The organism is Antrihabitans cavernicola (assembly GCF_008297975.1).
Lineage (GTDB): Bacteria > Actinomycetota > Actinomycetes > Mycobacteriales > Mycobacteriaceae > Antrihabitans > Antrihabitans cavernicola.
The window spans coordinates 85,603-106,858 of the sequence record NZ_VLNY01000009.1; the positions used below are offsets into that span (position 1 = coordinate 85,603).

8 protein-coding genes are annotated in these 21,256 nt (G+C 64.7%); 2 read left to right on the forward strand and 6 right to left on the reverse strand.

The features are described from left to right. Positions 1-16: 16 nt before the first annotated feature. Positions 17-6,046, reverse strand: a complete 6,030-nt coding sequence (locus tag FOY51_RS18535) for a non-ribosomal peptide synthetase (RefSeq protein ID WP_149431747.1) — start codon at positions 6,044-6,046, stop codon at positions 17-19. Then, positions 6,047-9,493, reverse strand: coding sequence for a non-ribosomal peptide synthetase (locus FOY51_RS18540; RefSeq protein WP_149431748.1), 3,447 nt, complete (start codon positions 9,491-9,493; stop codon positions 6,047-6,049). It lies immediately after the preceding gene. Between the two features lie 112 nt (positions 9,494-9,605). On the opposite strand from FOY51_RS18540, the gene FOY51_RS18545 reads away from it, so the two are divergent. Further along, positions 9,606-10,310 (forward strand): siderophore-interacting protein, encoded by a 705-nt coding sequence (locus FOY51_RS18545; protein ID WP_149431749.1) that lies wholly within the window; start codon positions 9,606-9,608, stop codon positions 10,308-10,310. A gap of 127 nt (positions 10,311-10,437) precedes the next feature. Beyond that, positions 10,438-11,976: an HNH endonuclease signature motif containing protein gene (locus FOY51_RS18550; RefSeq protein WP_149431750.1), complete on the forward strand. Its 1,539-nt coding sequence runs from the start codon at positions 10,438-10,440 to the stop codon at positions 11,974-11,976. Here FOY51_RS18550 and FOY51_RS18555 read toward each other — a convergent pair. The 4 genes from FOY51_RS18555 to FOY51_RS18570 are packed head-to-tail and all read right to left on the reverse strand — an operon-like array spanning position 11,954 to position 21,208. After that, positions 11,954-13,720, reverse strand: a complete 1,767-nt coding sequence (locus FOY51_RS18555; protein WP_149431751.1) for an ABC transporter ATP-binding protein — start codon at positions 13,718-13,720, stop codon at positions 11,954-11,956. The two genes, FOY51_RS18550 and FOY51_RS18555, sit on opposite strands and share 23 nt — an antisense overlap. Then, the gene (locus FOY51_RS18560) at positions 13,717-15,507 is read right to left on the reverse strand and encodes an ABC transporter ATP-binding protein (protein WP_149431752.1); all 1,791 of its coding nucleotides are present in this window, start codon (positions 15,505-15,507) and stop codon (positions 13,717-13,719) included. Before FOY51_RS18560 ends, FOY51_RS18555 begins: the two co-directional genes overlap by 4 nt. Continuing rightward, positions 15,504-19,772 (reverse strand): AMP-binding protein, encoded by a 4,269-nt coding sequence (locus FOY51_RS18565; protein WP_149431753.1) that lies wholly within the window; start codon positions 19,770-19,772, stop codon positions 15,504-15,506. Before FOY51_RS18565 ends, FOY51_RS18560 begins: the two co-directional genes overlap by 4 nt. Further along, on the reverse strand, positions 19,769-21,208 hold the full coding sequence (locus FOY51_RS18570) for a phosphopantetheine-binding protein (RefSeq protein ID WP_149431754.1): 1,440 nt from the start codon (positions 21,206-21,208) through the stop codon (positions 19,769-19,771). The genes FOY51_RS18565 and FOY51_RS18570 overlap by 4 nt, the downstream gene beginning before the upstream one ends. Positions 21,209-21,256: the final 48 nt, after the last annotated feature.

Sequence of the window (21,256 nt, forward strand, 5' to 3'; positions counted from 1 at the left end):
TCTCTCCTTCAACTTCTCACTGCCACATACGCCGCATGACCAATGCGGCTTCGTCGTCGTCATCGAGCGTCGACACATCGCCGGCCGCTCGGTCCGGGTATTCGGCCATGGCACGCAACGTGTTCGAGTACGCGGTCTCGATGATCCGCGCGTCGTCCGGCTCGAACGAGTCCTCGGCGTAGAAGACCACCGCCTGTAGCGGCTCACCGGGAAACAGCAGATCAGCGGGAAAGACCATGAGCAGCAACGCGTTGTCCGTAGCACCGCGGCCTTCGAAGGACACCAGATCCAGGCGCTCGACACTCAGTAGGCGTTCCAGTTCGTCGCGCCCGGACGGGTAGGACTGAAACACGAACATGCTGTCGAACAGTGTGCGAGCGCCTGCCGCGCGATTGGCCGACGTCAGTCGGTACTGGTGAAACTCCAACAGCTCCATACGACGCCGCTGCACCGCCGTCAGGTGAGCACGCCACGACATGTCGGATTCCACGGCGATGGCGACCGGAATGGTGTTGACGAAACAGCCGATGGCGTTGTCGACGTCGTCCAGATCGGCTGGACGACCGGAGACCACCTCGCCGAACACTGCGGACGAATTCCCTGTCACGCTGCGCAGCACGTTCGCCCACGCCAGCTGGCATACGACACTGAACGTGGTTCCGACATCTGACGCGAGTTGGTGCAGCGTGTCTGCAACCCATGCGTCGATCGGAAATCTATGCATGGCAGGAACTCCCGAGCTGCCGGGCTCGCGGTTCGGCGCCACGATGCAGGGTTGCACCTGATCCAGGTAACCGCTCCACGCGTCTTCGGTGGCGCGTTCCCGCTCCTCGGTCATCGAAAGGAACCGAGCGAAGGTATCCGGGTTGCCGAGCGCGGCCGCACTCCCCCGACTTGTGTAGTCCGCGAAGATCTCCCGTGGCAGCAACTGCCCCGACCAGCCGTCGGTGAGGATGTGATGCGACGTCAGCACCAGCATGTGTTCGCCCGCCGGAAGATGAACGACGGTGGCACGCATCAACGGGCCGCGCGACAGATCGAACCGCCCAGCCTGATCGGTGTCGAGGAATGCCAGCAGCCGGTCCTGCGCGTCGGCATGAGCGGAGAAGTCGATTTCCTTGGTTTCGAACGCCATTCGATCGGCGACGATCGCATACGGCTGGCCCGCGGACGACACCGACATGGCGACTCGAAGATTCGGATACCTGTTCAGCACGGTGTCGACCGAGTGCGCAAGCCGCGCAACGTCCAGCTCACCACGCATACCGATGGTCGTTTGCACCGTGTAGGCATCGGCGCCCGGATTGCTCATGGCCGTGAGATACAGCCCCGCCTGCAGCGGCGCGAGGGGATACACATCGGCAACGCTTCCGTACGACGCCTGCCAGCGATCCAGATCGGCCTGCGTCACATCACGGGCGAGGACGTCGCTCGGCGTCAGGAACCGACCTGGGTTGTCCCGCAACGCCGTCACCAGCTCGCGCAACGCGTGGGTCCACCGGTCTGCTATCTGGCGGACGTCGCTTTCGTCGAGCGGTCCGGCGGGAAAACGGAAGGACGCCCGCAACCCCGACTTGTCGTCGTCCACCAGTGTCACCGTGTTGATGTCGAGCAACGCTGCCGCAGGCATCGATTCGTCGGCATGCCCGCCCAGGTAACCGAACTCGACCGCCGGTCCCCAATCCCGTTCCGCCGCTTCGGCGCTGAACCTACCCATGTAGTTGAAGCTGACCTGCGGCGCCGGGCTCGCTCCGAGGACGGGAGCGGTCTCGGCATTGAGCCACCGGAGCAGCCCGAAGCCGATCCCGGATTCGGGCACCGCACGCAGTTGTTCCTTGACTGCCTTGACCGCAGCAACGACGTCGACACCGGCGTCGAGTGCGACGGGATAGGCCGACGTGAACCAGCCGACGGCATTCGCGAGATCCACTCCCGCGAAGATAGTTTCGTTCCTACCGTGGCGCTCCATGGTCAACGACACCGTAGCCGCGTCGCGGTTCTTCGCTTGCCTAAACCCGCGGACTGCCACGGCGAGTGCCGCAACCTGGATGTCGAGGAAGTCGCAACCGAACGCCTGAGCTCCAGTGGTCGTCAAGAACCCGGTGGCGTCGGCGTCCAACTCGGTCGTGACCTCGTGCAGCGTGGCAACGGTATCCGTCATCGGGTCGAAAGCCCGATCGCCGAGCAGCGGATCGACGCTCTGCGCAACACCACGCCAGTACGGAAGCGTGTCGACGACAGCGTCGTCGGTCGCCAGCTGGGCGAGGTTGGTGTTCCACGTTTTCACCGAGGTGCCGGTGTCGGCGTCGACTGTCTTGTCGAGCCACAGTTGCTGCAGATCGTCGTGGATGATGCGCCAGGACACACCGTCGACAACCAGATGATGGATGACAAGCAACAGGCGCCCGTGCGAACCGTCGCTCGTGTGAACCCATGTGGCACCGAGCATTCGGCCGGAGTGCGGGTCGAGCGTGGCACCGATCTCGTGCAACTGCTCCTGCAGGCGAATCGGCGCGGAGTCCGCCCACGAGTCGGTGTCGATCACCACGTCAAGAACCCCGGGGTACTCGATCGGCTCGTCCGCGGCAGGCACGTAATAGGCGGTATCGCCGGCGGGATCGGTTGCAATGCGTGAGCGCAGCATCGGATGTCGGTCGACAACCCCGCGCAGCAGCGCTGTCAGGCGGTCCGCAGTGCATTCCGAGGGCGTCACCACCGCCGTCGCCTGGCTGTATCCCGCGTAGTCGGCGATGCTGTCGGTGAGCATCGTTGCGATGGGATTCAACGGAATCCACCCGTCACCATCCCCGGCGTCGATCAATGCAGGTCCGCCGGAGTCGACGATCGGTTCGGTCGCGGCCGCTATCGCTGCGATGGTGCGCGCGTCGAACAGTGCGCTTGTGGTGATCGCCAACCCACTCTTCTTCAACGTCGATGCCATCCGAATCGCGCTGATGGAATCGCCACCGAGAGCAAGGAAATCGTCGTCGGCGGCCAAATCGACCGTATCTGCGATCCCGAGCACCTGCCGTACCACAGCAGCGACCGTCTGCTCGTCGATCCCCTGCAACGGTCGTCCGCGTCCGGTGTTCTCGCCGAGATCGGGCGCGGGCAGTGCCTTTCTGTCGAGCTTCCCGTTCGCGGTCAGCGGTAGCGAGTCGAGACGCACCAGCGCCGACGGAATCATGTAGTCGGGCAGGCGCTCCGCCAGATACTTTCGGATCGAATCGGCGTCGCCATCGGAGCTGACGTAGTACCCAACCAACACCGGCCCGCCGGTGCGAGACAGTGCTACGGCAGCCGCCGACAGGACACCCGGTGCCTGACGCAGCACCGATGCCACCTCACCCAGCTCGATGCGATGGCCGCGGATCTTGACCTGATCGTCGACCCGCCCGAGGTACTCCATCCGCCCACCCGTATTCCACCGCGCGATGTCGCCGGTGCGGTACATCAGATCGCCGAGCCGATCGGCAAACGGGCACGCGACGAAGGTGCTCGCGGTCAGCCCTGGCCTGCGGTGATAGCCCTGAGCGAGTTGTGCCCCAGCGAGATACAGCTCGCCCACGATTCCGGGCGCGACCTCTCGCAGCTGCCCATCCAGAACGTGGACCGTCGTGTTCGATTCGGGGTTACCGATCAGCGCAGGGCCCTGATCCGGTGCTCCGACGAAGTCCTCGTGCATCAGGTCCATCGCGGCTTCCGTCGGTCCGTACAGACCCAGCACGGTGCAGCCGAAAGCCCTCGTCGATTCCTCGACCAATGCAGGCGGCACCGCCTCGCCGCCAAGGTAGAGGAAGCGCATCGAAATCAGGCGGTCGGTGTCGGGTACGGCATCGAGGAACGCGCGAAGAACGCTGGGCACCAACGAGAGCTGGGTGACGCGCTGCGTCTCGATGATGTCGGCCAGCGCGTGTACGTCCGCCGCCCACCAGTCCGGCGGTGGCAACACGGATGCCGAGCCGGTGCACAGTGCGTTCACCATCTCGAACACGGATACATCGAAGCCGATCGGCGCCTTCTGCAGGATGCGTTCGGATCCGAACTCCAGGTGATCGCGCATCCATTGCACATGGCTGGCGACCGAGCGGTGCTTGTTGACAACACCTTTGGGGCGTCCAGTCGTTCCCGAGGTGTAGAGCAGGTAAGCGGCGTCGAGTGGATGGATAGCCCTGGTCAGCTCGTCGGGTCGCAATTGCGCCGAGTCCAGAGTGTCCAGTTCGTCGCGGACCGCGCGGTCGCCGAGGTCGATCGTGGGGAGATCGGTATTCAGGACGGTCGATGCCGATTGCAGCACCAACGCTGGTCGCGCGTCGTCGAGCACGTAGTCGATTCGGTCCGCCGGGTAGCTCGGATCGATCGGCAGGTAGACGCCGCCTGCGCGCAACACCGCAGCGAAGGCAATCGGCAGCTGATCGCTGCGTTCGGCGAACACGCCCACGTGGTCGCCGGTACGGGTTCCGCGCGCGATGAGCAGTCGAGCAAGCTTGTTCACCCGCGCATCGAAATCAGCGTAGGTCAGCTCGGTCTCGCCGAATACGACGGCGATCCGATCGGGATAGGTCTGCGCCGACTCCCGAATCATTGCGTCGACGGTGTCGGGCATGATCGCCACCTCGGTTCCGCGCGACCACATGCTCACGTTCGCCCGATCGGATTCGGACAGCACCGCAAGGTCATTCAGCGTCCGATCGGACGTGGCAGCAGCAAGGACCTGATCGATGTACTCGTGTAGACGATCGATGGTGGTCGACTCGAAAAGGTCGGTGCGGTAGGTGATCTGCACGTCGACGCAGTCGTCGTGCATGAACACCTCGACGACGACAGGCAACAAGGCTGCACCGTTGTCCACGAGCTCCCAGCTGGTTACGGCACCCGGCAGCTGCGGGCCGTCGATCTTCTGATGCAGGAACAGCACCATGGTGTCGAACAGCGCAGACCCGACGTGCCCGGTGACCCGGTTGACCGCCCGGACCACCTCCTCCTGCGGGAAGTGCTTGTGCCGAAACGCATCTGTGGTGACAGTCTGCACATACTCGATCAACTCGGCGAAGGTGTCGCCGCCGTCCGCGGTGAACCGCAACGGCAGCATGTTGCTGAGATTGCCGATCAGCAGTTCCATTCCCGCTTCTTCGCGGTTGGCCACGGTCGTCCCGACGATCACGTCGCTCTGACCGGTGATCTGCCGCAGCGCAACGTAGTACGCGGCGAGGAACACCGAGAACGGTGTGACACGCAACGACGCACTCAGGTTGCGCAGGTTCGCGTCCGCAGCGGCACCGAGAGGTCGATCCGAACGGGCACCACGCTCGGAAACCGTTGCGGGCCTGCGGTCGTACGGCAGCGCCAACTCGGCAAGCTCACCGTCGAACCTGGCCTCCCAGAAGCCACGATCGTCGGAATGGTCGTCGGACCGAAAGCGGTCCTGCTCCCACTCGGCGAAGTCGGCGACCTGCAGTCGTAGCGGCTCCACCGCGATGGTGCCGCCCGCCGCCTTCGCGGACCGATAGAAGCCCTCCAGGTCCGTCGACAGCGCAGGCAGCGTCATACCGTCCCACGCGATGTGCTGGATCGTGACGATGGCGACCAGCCGGCGCTGGTCGACTCGCGCGAAAATCACCCGCAACGACGACTCGGTACTCAGATCGAACGGTTCGCGGGCGGCTGCGTGCATCAAAGCAGTGAGGTCGTCTGGGCCGTCGACCTCGCTCGAGCGCGGCGGCAGACAATCGTGGATCCGCTGGTATGGATCGCCGTTGTCGTCGCTGTGATAGGTGGTCCGGAGCACTTCGTGCCGCTGCACCAGCGCCAGAAACGCTTGGCGCAGTGCGGAACTGTCGACATCACCGTCAAACGTCAGAGCCAGACACAGGTTGTAGGCCGAGCTGTTCGGCGAGATCTGCTGGTGCGCCCAGACGTAACGCTGACCGAACGACAGCGGTGCCCGTTCCGGATCGCGTCTGGCAGGGACGGCTGGGGCGGCGGCCAAGCCTTCCAATTCCAGCCTGGCCAGCATTGCCTCTTGCAGGTCTTCGAGCGACTTCATCTACTGCGCCGCGGCCATCTCGTGCGGGACGGCGACATCCGCGAGATCGAGCAGGATTCGCGACACCTGTTCCAGCCGACCGGGCGTCGTCTCCGCATCGAGCAGGCCGGCGGTGATTCGACGTACCGTACGACCTTCGAGAACCGCTGTCACGCCCAACGATTCGACCGCGAGTAAGCCACGAATCTTCGCGGTAAGGGTGGTGGCCAGGATGGAATTGCCGCCGGCATCGAAGAAATCCGTCTCCACACCTATCGACTCCGCACCGACTTCGGCTACACCGAGCACCTGCGCCGCAATGTATTCGACCGCTGCCTCCGCAGCAGTGGCAGGGGGAACGTAGGCATCGCGAGGCCCGACGCCGCCGGAACCGATCGTGCGGCACACAGCTGCACGGTCCAACTTGCCGTTGCCGGTCAACGGGATGGTGTCGAGTATTTCGACAACGTCGGGAATCATGTGGGCGGGCAGCACATCACGGAGTCGGTCGTCGATCCGATCGATCTGAACCGAGCCTGTCACGGCGGCGGCCAATCGGCCCGACTCGGTGACGAGCGCTACGGATTCACGGACACCCGGCAGTGCGGTCAAAGCCGCTTCCACCTCTCCCAATTCGACACGGTAGCCACGAATCTTCACCTGATGGTCGGCGCGGCCGAGGAAATCGACGATGCCGCCAGGCAGGTAGCGAGCGAGATCGCCCGTGCGGTACCACCGAATTCCGTCGCGTTCGACGAACCTGTCGAGGGTTCGCTCCGGATCGCCGCGGTAGCCGTCGGCGACGCTGGCGCCGCCGATCCACAGCTCGCCGACCACCCAATCCGGCGCATCCTCGCCGCGGCTGTTGACCACGCGCATCGCCACGTTCGGTAGCGGTGTGCCGTAGGGAACGCTCGACCACTCTGCGGGGAACTCGTCGGTCAGTTCGCACACCGTCGAGTGAATCGCGGTCTCCGTCGTTCCACCGAGTCCGACGAATCGCGAACCCGGCACCGCAGCGCGCAGCCGTTGTCCCAGTTCGGTTTTCACACGGTCGCCACCGGTAAGCACCAGCCGCACCGAGGCGATCTGCTTTGGAGTCGCAGTGTCGAGCAGCATGCCGATCAGACCGGGCGCAGAGTTGACGACGCTCACCTTCGCATCCGCGATCAACTCTGCCCAGGCCATCGCGTCACGCTCGATCTCCGCATCGACACAAACCAGCGCGCCACCGACCGACAAGGGGCTGAAGATGTCGAACACCGACAGATCGAATTCGAGTGCAGACAAACCGATCAACCGGTCGTCGGCGCCGATACCGAACTCGGTATCGATTCCGTCGACGGTGTTCGCTGCAGCGCGATGGCTGACCTCGACACCCTTGGGCTCGCCGGTGGATCCTGATGTGAACAGCACGTAGGCAATGGATTCGGGCGTTGCGTTGCGCACTCGGTCGACCGGGTTGGCGGTCAGTGCCTCGGTGAGGCGCACTGGTGTCACGTCGTCCGGTAGTTCGGTTGCGTCGTCGACTAGGGCGACGCGGACGCCGCCACGCTCGAGTATCTTGTTGCGGCGAGTTGGGGGTTGATCGGTGCTGATCGGCAGGTACGTCGCACCGGCGGCGAGAACGCCGAGCACCGCCGGAATTTGTCGACGCCCCTTCGGAACAACGATTGCAACGGTATCGCCCGACTGGACGCCGGAGTCGATCAGCGACTGCGCAACGGCGCGAGCCTGCGCGGACAATTCGCCGTACGTCGAGCCTCCCCCAGCACGCCACAGCAGGGCCGGCAGATCAGGATTCTGTTGGGCCAGAGCGAAGAACGCGTCGTGCAGTGTGCGTTCCTTCAGTTCTGCTGCAGTGTCGTTGACGTTCGCACGCGCTTGTCTTTGCGCGAGTGGCAACGGAACAGACAGGTCTGCGGTCCAGTCGGCGCCAGGCTCCACCAATGCATCGAGCAGGCGGGTGAACTCGTCGAACATCGCCTCGGCGACGCCTGCGGGCAGCGCGTCGCGTCGTACATCCCAGTTGACCAGTAGGCCGCCGTCGAGTTCGACCACTTGCGCGTCAAGATCCACCTGCGGGCCCTGCGACAGAATCCAGACGGGCTCGCCGAAAACCTGTGTGACGCGGTCGGAGAACAGTTCGCCGAGGTCGAGACCGGAAGTGAACACCACGGACGGTGTGACGGCGCCGCCGCGCAGTCGACCGAGGTCTCGCAATACATCCAGACCCTCGTAGTTGGAATGCGCAGCGCAGGTGTGCAATTCGCGCTGCAACCGTTTGGCACGGGTAACCGTCGATTCGGTCTCGCGCGCATCGACGTCGACGAGAACGGAGTTGGTGAAGTCGCCGACCACCTGATCGATGTCACCATGCAGCGGTTCACGCGCGAACAGCGGGACGTTCAGCAAGAATCGCTGCTGCGCTGACCAACGAGCGATCACCTCGCCGAACACAGTGGCCAGTGCGACAGCAGGGGTGACCCCGTTTCCGTGCGCAGCCTTGGCCAGCTGCGCTCTCGCTGCGGAATCGAAACGGTGGTGCAATCGGATGCTGCGCGACGGATCGCGGCGGTCGCTCTCCGGGACCACCGGCAACGACGGGATGTCAGGGAGCGCGCCGATCTTGTTGTCCCACCAGGTCTGGTCGGCAGAGTTGTCAGGTGCCGATCGCTTCTTTTCTACCAGGTAGTCGCGGAAGGTGAAGCCGATGGGATCGAGCGCGTCGTCGTCGGACTCGTACAGTGCTGCAAGATCGTCGAGGATGCGACGGTAGCTCTGCGCGTCCGCGGCAAGCATGTCGACGTCGAGGTGCAGCCGATGCCTACCGTCGGGCAGCAGGGTCACGGTGATGTCGACAACCTTGCCCGCCGACACATCCATGCGTTGGTGACTCTTGTCCTGCCGAATCCGTTCCAGCTCTGGCGCAACGGAATCGGACGCGGTCAAGTCGATGGCGTCGAAAACGGGAACGGCGGGCTCCGGCAGGATCCGCTGGGTTCCGCTGTCCAGGAATTGCGCGCGAAGCATCTCGTGGCGCCGAACCAATCGGGTGACCGCGCGCTGCATCCGGTCGACCTGCAACCCGGTGCCGTCGAACTCGACGAAGAGGTGCGCCGCGACACCGCCGAGGCTCTGATCCTGCCTGCGACCGACCCAGTAAGCGTGCTGCATGGTGGCGAGATCGAACTCGGCAGATGCGTCCGTCGGCGCACTATCGACCGCCACCGACTCGGTCTCCACGCGGCCGGCCGCCAGCAATTTCGCCCATGCGTCGACGGTCGGTTCGAGTGCCAGCGCCGAGCTTCGCACGTCGTATCCCTGCTTGCGCCATGTCGCTGCGAGCCGCATCAACTTCATGGAATGCATACCAAGGCTCACCAGGTCGTCGTCGTAGCCAACGGCCTCGGGCGCGAGTTCGATCTCCGTCGCGACCACTTTCCGCAGCTCAGCCCTGTCGAGCATGGAACTCCTCACCAGCCGGTACCCGGCTACGCATCCCAAAAGGCAAGCCTTGCCTAACTTGAAAGCTCACCCTACCGCACCGAAGCGAGTTACCTTTGGCTAACCTATCTCCATGGGCAAAGGCATCAACGGTCTCGTGCTGAAAGCAATGCGTGCCGACGACTACCGACTCACCGTCACGTCGGTCAGCATGATCACCGACAAGTACGTTCGCATCGGCTTCGCGTCCGGCGGATTGCTCGCGGACCATCCCGTGCATCCCACCCAGTGGATCCGAATCTGGTTCGCCGACGCCGCAGGTAAGGAACAGCAGCGCGGTTATACCTTGGTGGACCCGAATCCCGCCGAGGGAACGTTCGATATCGAATTCGCGCTGCACGGCGGTCCGGCATCGCAGTGGGCGCAGAGCGCGGTAATCGGCGATGTACTCGAAGCAACGGTGTTGGGCTCGAAATTCGCAGTCCCCGAAAAGGTTCCGTCCGAGTACCTGATCTTCGGCGACACCGCTTCGCTCCCCGCGATCAATTCACTGCTCGACGCGATCGGCGACGTCCCCGCCCGAGTGTGGCTGGAATGGCAGTTCGAGTCGGACAAGTCACTCCCCGTGCGCAACGGCTCGAGTGCGGACGTGACATGGTTGGAACGCGTGCAATTCGGCCAATTGCTGCGACAGCAAGCCGAGCAGCTGGAGTGCAAGCCGGACGCGTTTGCCTGGGTTGCGTGCGACGGCGCGACCACCCGTTCGATCACGAAAACCTTGAAGACGCAACACAATCTGGAAAAGCACAACATCAAGGCACAGGCGTACTGGAAGTAGCGTCGTCCCACCCCGATTCGACGCCGCCCACCCGCGATCAGGGGTGGGCGGATGAGAACGGGAGTGGGAGGAACGATCATCATTCGCCCGAAATTCCGTGTCGGTGGGCGCGCGTACACTCGAACACATGAGCGATACGGGGGTGTTGGAGGTAGAACAGTCGATGCTCGGTGACCTCGTCGATATCTCTCGGGCTGCGAACGCTGCGGATGCCCGCAAGCTCGCATTGACGAAGGTCTTCTTCGAGTCGCGGACCACGTTCCGGGCTGCTGGGTTGGATGCCCGGTTCGATACCGATATGGCGGGTCGGTCCGCGATCGCGGAAATCGCGTTGACCTTGTCGACGACGTATCACGCGGTGTCGGAATGGGTGCGGATCAGCTTCACCCTCGAACGATTCCCCTACGTAGCGGACGCCTTCGAGGCCGGGCTGATCCCCTTGGCGAAGGTCCGGACCATCCTGACGCACACCGCTGGTGCCCCGGCCGAAGTGACCCGGCTCATCGAAGGTCGGATCGTCAGCGCTGCGCAACGGTTGGCGACGCGGGCGTTGGGTGAAGAAATCGACCGGTTGTTGCTGGAGACCGACCCCGATGCGACGGAACGCAGCAAGGACCGCGGTCATGCAGCACGGCGGGTGTGCACCCGTCGGCGGGCGCATGGGATGGCCGAGGTGTCCGCCACCCTGTCTGCTGCCGAAGCCGCCGAAGTCACCGCCCTGATCAACGAGATGGTGGGCACGGTCTGTGCCCAGGATCCGCGGGATCCGCAACAGTTGCGGGTCGACGCCTACCTCGCGATCCTGCGCGGTTGCACCACCCTGGCCTGTGAATGCGGCTGCGGCCGGGCAGACGGCACCGGCAACGATGTGCGACCCGATATTCGGTTACAGCTGATGTGCAGCCTCGACACCCTCCTCGGGCTCGGGAAGAACCCCGGCTACCTCGCCGGCTACGGTGCGATCGACCCGCAAACCCTGCGTGACCTGGCCCAGGACGCGACCTGGCAGGCGATGATCAGCTGGGCGAAAGCGCACTACAACAAGCACGATCCGGCTGCCGCATTTGAGACCACCGCCGAGTTCGAGCGCCTCCTCACCGAGGATCCTCAACACCTCGTGCGGCGCCGTGACCTCTGGTCACCAGCGGCACCGTCCGCGGGTCTGGCCACCACGGCGGGCACGGTGGTGATCAAGACACCACCGTTCGATCCCGGAATGGTGTTCCCACCCGACCGCCGCCACCAAGCAACGAGCCGTAGCACCGAGTTGAACACAATCCTCGACCGCTACCACGCCAACCCCAGTCTGGCGCAACCAGAATTCCCGGACGGTCATGGTGGTTTCACCGAACCACCACCCGGAGCACTGACCTACCACCCGTCAGACCTGCTTGCTGCTGTCGTTCGGTTGCGCGACGGCACCTGCCGCCACCCCGGCTGCGCGGTCCCTGCAGCGGATTGCCAACTCGATCACCTCGTCGCCTACCTCAAAGCGCATCCCGAAGCCGGCGGGTGGACCATCCTCGCCAACCTGCACTGTTTGTGCCTGGGTCACCACCAACTCAAAACCGCAAAATTCTGGACCTACGAACTACTCCGCGACGGCATCATCCACGCCACCAACAAACTCGGCCACCACGGATTCACCCTCCCAGCGCACCGTTGAGGTCGGAACGGTAAGTACTAGGTGCCAAGTGCCAACCGGTCGCACGCGAACGCTCGCCCCAGAATGCGGCGTAGCGGCCACCCTGCTCCAACAGCTCGTCGTGTGTGCCACGCTCTACGATCCGACCTGCGTCGACGAACAGAATTTGATCGGCATGAGCGATGGTCGAGAGTCGGTGAGCGACGACGACTACGGTCTTGTCCCGCGTCAGCTCGTGAATCCCGCGGACAACAACGGCTTCGCTGTGTGGGTCAAGCGCACTCGTCGCCTCGTCCAGCAACACGATCGGTGCATCCTTCAACAGCGCGCGTGCGATCGAAATCCGTTGGCGTTCACCACCGGACAGGGAGGCACCGCCCTCACCAACGACCGTTGCCCAGCCGTCGGGAAGCCGCTCGACGATCTCGTCGACCCGCGCCATCTCGCCCGCACGACGAACCTCGTCAGCGGTAGCGTCGGGCCTACCGAGTCGAACGTTCTCCTCGATCGTCTGGTTGAAGAGGTAGACGTCCTGAAACACCAGAGACACCTGACCCAACAGGGTTTCGGACGGCTGCTGCCGCACATCGTGTCCACCGACGCTGATCGACCCGGAGTCGACGTCGTAGTAGCGCGACGCCAACCGCAGGAGCGTGGTCTTGCCACTACCGCTCGGTCCGACGATCGCGGTCGTCGTGCCAGCCGAAACCTCGAACGACGCACCGGTGATGAGGGGCTCGTCCTCGCTGTAACCGAAGGCGACATCGTCGAACACGATGCTCGGCTCCGAAAGCTGTACCGGCGCAGTCGCTTCGGCCAGCTCTCGCTCAGCGAGAAATGTATTGATGCGCTGCGCCGCGCTGCCCGCGCTGCGCAGTGCATTGCTCAGCTGGGCCGCCTGGTTGAGCGGTTCGATGAACCGCGAACTCACCGCGATCAAGGCGATCGCCGACGCGATCGACAGATCACCACCCGTTGCGCGTCCGATCACCACATACACCAGCAGCAGAAACACGGCGTGCACGCAGAGCGCGAACACCATCAGCCCTGGGACACTGGCGAATACCGCATCGGTCGATGCCTTCTGCTGCCGACGCAGCGCACCGTCGAGCGCTTTGTTGCCTGCGCCGGTCGCACCGAAAGCACGCAGCACCGGCTGCGCCTGCGCGAACTCGACCACGCGAGAGTTGGCTTCGGACGCCGCATCGTGGATCCGTTGATTCGACCGCGAGTAGCCCACGTTGGCCAACCGATTCACCACCAGCAGCAGCGGAAGGCTGATCAACATCGCCACCGAGACACGCCAATCGACGAACAGGATGCCGACAGCAACGACGATCGGAACCAGCACCGCATTCAGAACCGGCGAGAGCAGATGCGAAAAGACACCGAGGATTTCCCGAACGTTCCCGACGATGATCCGCGAGATGGCGCCCGACCCGGTGGTGCCGAACCAGCCCAGCGGCAACGTGCTCAGGTGGTCACCGAGCCGCGTCTGCACACTGCGCAGCATCCCGACACCGATACGCAAACCGACCATCGACTGCAAGTAGCCGAACACCGCCGTAGCGGCGACCGCGACGGCCAACCAACTGGTCCAGCGCCACGCGTCGCCGTAGTTCCCGTCGAACAGTGCTTGGAGTACGGGCACCGAAAGCAGATACGCCGCAGCCTGACTCAGCGCCAGCAGTACGACCAGCGCCAGATAGCGTGGCGTGAATCTACGGAACTCATCGGGGATGAGCGCTAAGACACCCCTGATCATCGGACCTCCCCCGCGAGTGCGTTTTCGTTCGTTTCCCACAGCTGCTGGTACAGCCCACCGGCTCGGTGGAGTGTGTCGTGGTTGCCGTTCTCGACGACGACGCCGTTGTCCAGAACGAGAATCCGGTCGACGCTGGTGATCGTGTGCAGTCGGTGTGCGATCACCAGTACGGTGCGGTCGGCAACCAACACGGCCAGCGCATCCTGGACTGCGGCTTCCGATTCCGGATCGGCGAAGGCGGTTGCCTCGTCGAGAACCAACACTGGAGTGTCGGCGAGCAGGGTGCGGGCGATCGAGAGTCGTTGCGCTTCACCGCCGGACAGCATGGCGTCGACCCCGATCTTGGAATCGTAGCCACGCGGCAGGGCATCGATTCGATCGTGGATCTGCGCGGCGCGAGCAGCGTTCTCCACAGCCGCGTGATCGGCGTCGGGTCTCGCGAGTCGCAGGTTGTCACGAATGGTGCCGCGGATCAACCGAACATCCTGGAGCACGAATCCGACTGTGCGGTAAAGCTGCTCGGTCGACAGGTCACGCAGGTCGTGGCCGCCGATGGTGATGCGACCGTCCGTCACGTCGTAGAACCGCGGCAGCAGGCGGGCCAGCGTGGACTTGCCCGACCCGCTTGGCCCGACCAACGCCGTGATGGTGCCCGGCGACAGCTCGATGTCGATGTTGTGCAAGACCGTCCGGTCGGCGCGGTAGCCGAAGCTCACGTCCTCGAATCGGACCGCACCGGCAACCGCGTCGCTGCCTCCATTTTCTTTGCCGCTCGCCAGCTCCGGCGTCCGCTGCAACTCGGTGAGGCGCAACGCTGCCGCGGCGCCCTCGCGAAGTGCCTGACCGCCGTAGCCGATACCGAGCATCGCGCCGCCGAGACTCACGCCGACCAGCAGGAACGGCAGCACATCGACGGCAGAAACCCAGCCGAGGTCGGCAAAGCCGACACCTGCGACGACAACCACCAGCATCATGAACACAGGCGTGAGCAGCACTTCGGCACCCGACTGAATACGAGTCATCGGCATCTTCCATGCCAACAGGCTCGCCGCCGCGTTGTCGACCGCATCCTGGAACACCTTGTGCGCCTTGCGTGCTTGTCCGAACGCACGCACAACCTGGATGCCGTCGACGAACTCGATGGTGCTCTGTTCCACCTTGCGCTCCCAGCTCGTGAACACTTCGAGCCGCGCGTTGTTGCTCGGGCTCATCATCACGTTCAACGCAACGGCGTAGAGCACCAACGGAATCAGCAGCACGAAGGCGAGCCGCCATTCGACGGTGAACAGGTAGATCAGCGCAACCAGCTGCACTGTGATCGCACCGACGAACTCGAGTCGCGCATGCGCTACCAGGTAGTGCAGCGCTTCCACATCGTCCTGCAGAAACTTCTTGACCTCACCGGAGCTGCGATCGGTGAACCAGCCCAACGGAACCCGCGTCAACTTGGCGGCAAGCAACTGCCGCAATGTCAGCTGGAACTTCGCGTCGACCAAGTGGGTGAAGACCAACGCGCCGGCTTGCAGTAGGCCGCGGACGACCAGCACCGCGATCGCCGCGATGACGAGACGCCAGACGTGGCCGGTATCGACCGGGTTCTGCAGCAACTGGCGGCACGCCTCGACGATCAGGATGAACGGCGCGATCGTGCACACCGATGCCAGCACGATCACCAGGCTTGCAAGCGACAGTGCCCCACTCACCGGCGCAAGAATTTCCCTGCGCGCGGCAGCGTCGAGCTTCTGCTGTTGCTTGAGCGCAACCCGATCCGGCTTCAAGTCAGTCATGAACGGTTCCTTTCCAGCACGATCGTCTCCCCCAGGACGGCAAGCCAGGTGGCCGCGCGGGCCTCGACCTCGGTTTCGTCGAGGACCGCTGCGTTGCAGGAGAATTGAGTGACCAAGCATGGTCGGCCGTCGCGAAGGACGACGGCGGTCGAGACATCAGCACTGAATCGCAACGGCAGGTCGGGATGACCGGCCACTCCGAATTCGGCCGTGAAGTCGGCAAACGGGATCGGCGACCACGGACCGCTCCCGAACGACAAAACGTCGAACCGACCCAGATGATTCAGCCGAATCTGGCCGCGGCCGTCCGCAGCCATCCACTCGGCGTCCTCGTCGAGGGGTACCAGCGTGGTCTCCTCGACGGTAAACCAGCCGACCCGTCGCGAATCGTCGTCCGCGGCGCGACCGTGTGACTCTCTGGTCACGGCGACGCGACCGTCGTGACCCGCGTCGGCGAACGTGAGTGCGCACGCGCGCAGCAGCACGTCTTCCAGCCGGTAATCTTTGTAACGGTCGAGCAGTCGTTCGGTGGCATCCGCATCGAACTCGACCACTCGGTGAACAGCGTTGCTGTTCTTGTCGATTGCGGGATCGGTGAATCGCCCGCCGAGTGGCGCGCCGAGGATGTCAGGGCGTTCGGCAGGGAAGGCCGGCGTCTCGACGTACTTCTCGTTGAGGGGTGCTTCCCCTCGCTCCATCCGTCGCAGATCGTCGAGAACGATCAGCCAGGAGACCACATCGATGGCCGAGTGGTGGACCGACAACAGCAGCCTGCACCGACCGGCGCTCCGCAGCACCGTCGCCGCAATCATGTGCCCAGCGTCGGGATCGAGCCGCTCGACGGTGGCCGCAAGCAGCGCCGCACTGTCACCGGGTGCATCGTCCACTACCGCCATATGCGATGCAGCGCTGGAAGTCTCGCCGACGATCAACACGGGTTCCTGATCGGGACCTGTAGCGAGCCGCGAGCGCAGCGTCGGATGTGCAACGGCCAGCGATTCGAGCCTGTCCACGATCAGGTCGACGGTTACATCCGGCGGCAGCTCGATCAATTGCGTCTGCGCGAGGTAGCGGTAATGGCCGAGCGAGAGAATTTCCCGTGCGAGCGGGGTCGACGGCAGTAGTGTTCCGGCAGGAATCACGTCGACGGCAGCATCAGGACCGAGCGCCACAAGTTCGTCCAATCGCCTTGCCAGGTCTCGAATGTCGGCGGCTGCAACCACATCGTGCGCGGTCACGGGATAGTCCGCGCCGCGCAACCGTGAGACCAGATCGATGACGCCGATGCTGTCGATGCCCAGATCCAGCAAGCTGTCCAACACACCGGTCTTGCCGCCGTCCGCCATCGCATCGATGATCGCGAGCAGTTCGTGTTCGGTATCTGTGGCGGGCTCGACCGCAACTCCAGCACCGATGGGTTTGACCAGCAACGACGTTGCCAGGTGCACGTCCAGTTTGTCGTTGCGGTTCAACGGAATCCGAGCGACCTGCACTATCCGCGTCGGTATCAGAAACTGCGGAAGTCGTTTCGCCATTGCCGATCGGATCTCGACGATCGGCAGGTCGCTGACGACGAGCGCACCGAGTCGGGTCCGCCCGTTCTCGACGAACGCCAACGCCTCGGCGTGCTGCACGCCGTCGAGTTCGCGGAGCACCACCGCACCTTCGGCAGGCTCGACGCGATAGCCGTTGATCTTCACCTGACTGTCGATGCGGCCTTCGTAAACGACCGTGCCGTCCGAGTTGCGACGCACCAGATCGCCTGTGCGATAGCGCCGCCCGCCCCGGCAGGCAACGAAAGCCGACGCTGTGGTCCCCGGTCGGCCGAGGTAGCCCAGCGCCAACTGAGCACCCGATAGGTAGAGCTCGCCCTGCCCACCGGGTGGCACCGGTCGCAGCCGATGGTCGAGCACCTCGGCAGCCATACCATCGAACGGCCCACCGATCGTCGGGTCGTCGTGCGCGTCCACGTCGGCCATCAGAGCTTCCACGGTGGCCTCGGTCGGGCCGTAGAAATTGATGACGCGCGTACTCGTCAGGCCCTTCAGGCGAGTCCACGTGTCGTGGCTGATCGCCTCACCGCCGAGCGCGAGGACCGAAAGGGCACAGGACTCTCCGTCGAGGGTCGAGGTGAACAAACCGGCATCGACCAAACGATTCAGCATCGACGGCGACGTATCGAGAATGTCGATGCCGTGCCGGTCGATCGCCTCGACTATCTGCTCGGCGTCGGTGCGTGCCTGCTCCCCGAGCAGGACGACGGCATGGCCGCTGAGGAGAGCCACGGTCGGCTGCCACGCCGCGTCGAAGCCGGTCGACCAGCCGTGACCGACGCGCAGCCGGCGCCCTGCCTGTGCCGCGGACGGCGTGAAGATGCGACGCTCGTGATTCGACCAATGGTTGAGCAGCGCCCTGTGCGACGTGACAACGCCTTTCGGCCTCCCGGTCGTGCCGGAGGTGAAGACGACGTAGAAGGGGTCGTCCACCTCGGTCGACGCCGGTAGCGCTACGGACGATCCACGCGGAAGCACCACGCCGCCATCGACATCGGGGACCGCATGGATCACGTCGACGCCCTGTGCACGTACGTCCGCCAGCACACCGGCCGAAGATTCGTCGGCGAGGACGATCCGCACCCTGGCGGTCTCGAGCAGGTAGGCGACGCGGTCGGCAGGAGTGGCCGGGTCGACATGCACGCAGACTCCACCCGCGTGGCCGACGGCGAACGGCGCCTGCAAGACGCGACGGTCTCGCGGCAGCATCACGGCAACAGCTTCCCGTGGCTGCAGCCCACCTGCACGCAGGTTCGCAGCCAAAGCCCGCACAGCAGAGCCGAACTCGCCGAAGGTCTGCTCCCCCGCATCGTCGATGACGGCGGTGGCGCCCGGCGCACCGTCGGCAGCGGCAAACAGGGCGTTCGGCACCGATCGGTGCGCGTTCGAAATACGGTGCGGCGACACCAGCACGGCCGGCTCGTCATCGAGCAAGATGTCGGCATCGCAGGCTCGGCTCGCGTCGACGATACCCAGCACCGCGGCGAGAACCCGTCGCGCGAGTCGGTCCGGGTCGAAGCGCGCCACCAGGTCGGGTCGCACCTCGACGCGACAGATCAACTCGCCGCCGGCGACCACCGGAACAACGGCGATCGGATAATGACTCGGCGAATCGATTCGACGGAAGGCAAGGCATGCGCCGTCGCCAAGAGACACCTGCGCCGAGACTGATCCGGTCGGCGAGTTCTCGAAAACCAAGAGCGTGTCGAAGAGTTGCCCCACGCCCGCGTGCCGGGTGATGTCGGCGATGCCGAGGTACTCGTGCGCACGCAGGCGCGCCACATCGCGTTGCAGCTCTGCGCCGATCGCGGCGGGATCGCGCTCGTCGATGCGAACGCGCACGGGGATCGTCGTGACCAGCGCCCCGACAATACGATCCGCGTTCGGTAGCGACGAGTCTCGCCCGGACGTGGTCTGACCGAAGACCACGTCGTCACGACCGGTCAGACCGGACAGTGTTCTCGCCCAGGCCAACTGGAGCACGGTGTTCATCGTCAGGCCGCGCGTGCGCGCCCAGCCGGCGATCGATTCCGTTGCAGTGCGGTCGAATCGGGCTTCGCCGATCACAGGCAAGTCGAGGTCGGCAGGCGACGGCGGTCCGATCATCGGCATGGGGATCAGATCGGCGAGCGCATCGGTCCACACGGAGATCGAGGCGGCGGTGTCACGCGATGCCAGCCACGCGGCGTGCTCACGCAGCGGGGGCGCAGGCGGCAGGTCCGTTACTCCGCTGTACAGCGCAATCAGGTCCGTGAACAGCAGTGGTATCGACCAACCGTCGACGACGATGTGATGCGCGGAGCAGATCAGCTCGTAGCACTGATCCCCCACTCGTGCCGCGGTGACCCTGAACAGCGGACCGTTGTCCAGATCGATCCGGGTCCGACCGGCATCCCAATAGAGCTGTACCGCAGCGGAGTCCGGATCGGCTGCGTCGCGCAGGTCAACGTCGTTCCAGTCGATTCGACCGTCTGCGGTGACGACAAGGACGGGATGCGGCATGCCGTCGCTCACCACTGCCCCACCGAGGTGCGGATAGCGTTGCAGGACAGCGTCGAACGCCTGCCGCAATGGAGCGGGATCGGCGAGGCCGTCGATCCGAACCGAGAAAGTGACCAGGTACGGATCCACGTCGCCGGTCAGGGTGGAAACGGAGTACAGCCCGCGTTGCAGCGGTGACAACGCAACTACGTCGAGGATCTCCACGCTCACTTCGACGAAAACCTTCGACCTAGTGCGGCCAACGCGGCGCCGTCGAGCCCGGACGCGCTCATCGCCGCGGTCGACGGCGCGGGCGCCTGCTCCGGGGTCGTGTTCGCAAGTTGTTGCGCGAGTTGCGCAATCACCGGGTACTCGAACACCGTCTGCACGTCGAGGGCATGACCGTCATCGGCAAGAACAGTGACGAGGCGCAGCGCCGCGATGCTGTCACCGCCGAGCGAGAAGAAGGTGTCCTCGCGACCCACCTCGTCGTCGGCGTCCAGATCGAGCACCACGCGGATCGCGGCGGCGATGGCCCGTTCGTCGTCGGTGACCGGCTCGCCGCCCTGCCCCGGTGCGTAATGGTCGAATTCGGGAACCGCAGCTTCGAACAGCGCCGGACCGTACTGTCCCGCAGGCGAACCCGCTGCGAGGCGCTCGGCATGCTCGACGAAGGCGGCGGGCAGGTCCACCGTCACGACTGCGGAATCCGCGTCCGTGACGACGTCGAACACCACCGCTACCCCGTGCGGGCGGGCAATGCGACGAGCGATCTCGTGTCTGCCTGCCGCGCGCACGCTGATCAGAACCTGAAACAGCGAGTCGCGTTTCAGGAGATGCGCCAGGCGCTCGATGCGCGTTCCGGCGTGCTCGCGCGCCTTCGCGACGGCCTGCGAGGCGGCGGCGATCGGATCGACTGTCGCCGCGAGGTCGAGCCGCAGCACCAGTTGGTTGGCGAACGGGCCGATCACGTGCTGGGCCCCAGGAGCCGATCGCGCCGGGTCTACGAGGCCGACCACCACGTCGTTGCCGATTCCCGCGTCCCGCAGCGCTGTGGCGATCACCGCGACGATAGCGGCGGTGTCGGCAGTCGGAAGGCGAAAGGATCGAGTCTCGGCTAGCGGGGGCGCCGCGACCAGATCTGGCAGGTCGGCCAGTCGGTCGGTCCAGTACGCCAGGGCTGGATCGTTCGCTGCCGTGGCTGCGAGATTCTTCAGTTGCGCACCACCGAAGTCGCCGAACTGGCCTGCGACGGGGGTGCCGTCGGTGATCGCCGCTACCAGCAGGTCGAGCGCACGATCGTCGGCGGCGACGGGGTGCACAGCGATCGACAACACGGAACGGCTCGGGTAGAAGCGGATACGAATCGGAATCTCGTCGACGAGATCGAATCGATGTGCGGCGTCCGCGTCGAGATCGGGGTCCGATCCGACGACCTCGACGGCAGTCGTCGGCGCGGGGAGCACCTTTGCGTACGGGAGCCGCCGATCGTCCGGGTACACGGTGCGCAGGATCTCGTTGTCGGCCAACAACACTGCGACGACCTGCTCCAACGCCGACACATCGACATCGGCCAGCTCGATCGCCACGAACAGAGCGGTCGCGGGGGTCGATCGCCCCATTCGCTCCGGTACCAGCGCGGCCTGCTGCGACAGCGATATGGGCATTGCAGTCCTCTCGACAAGCGGTGGGCAACCAAGTCAGGGTACCCATAG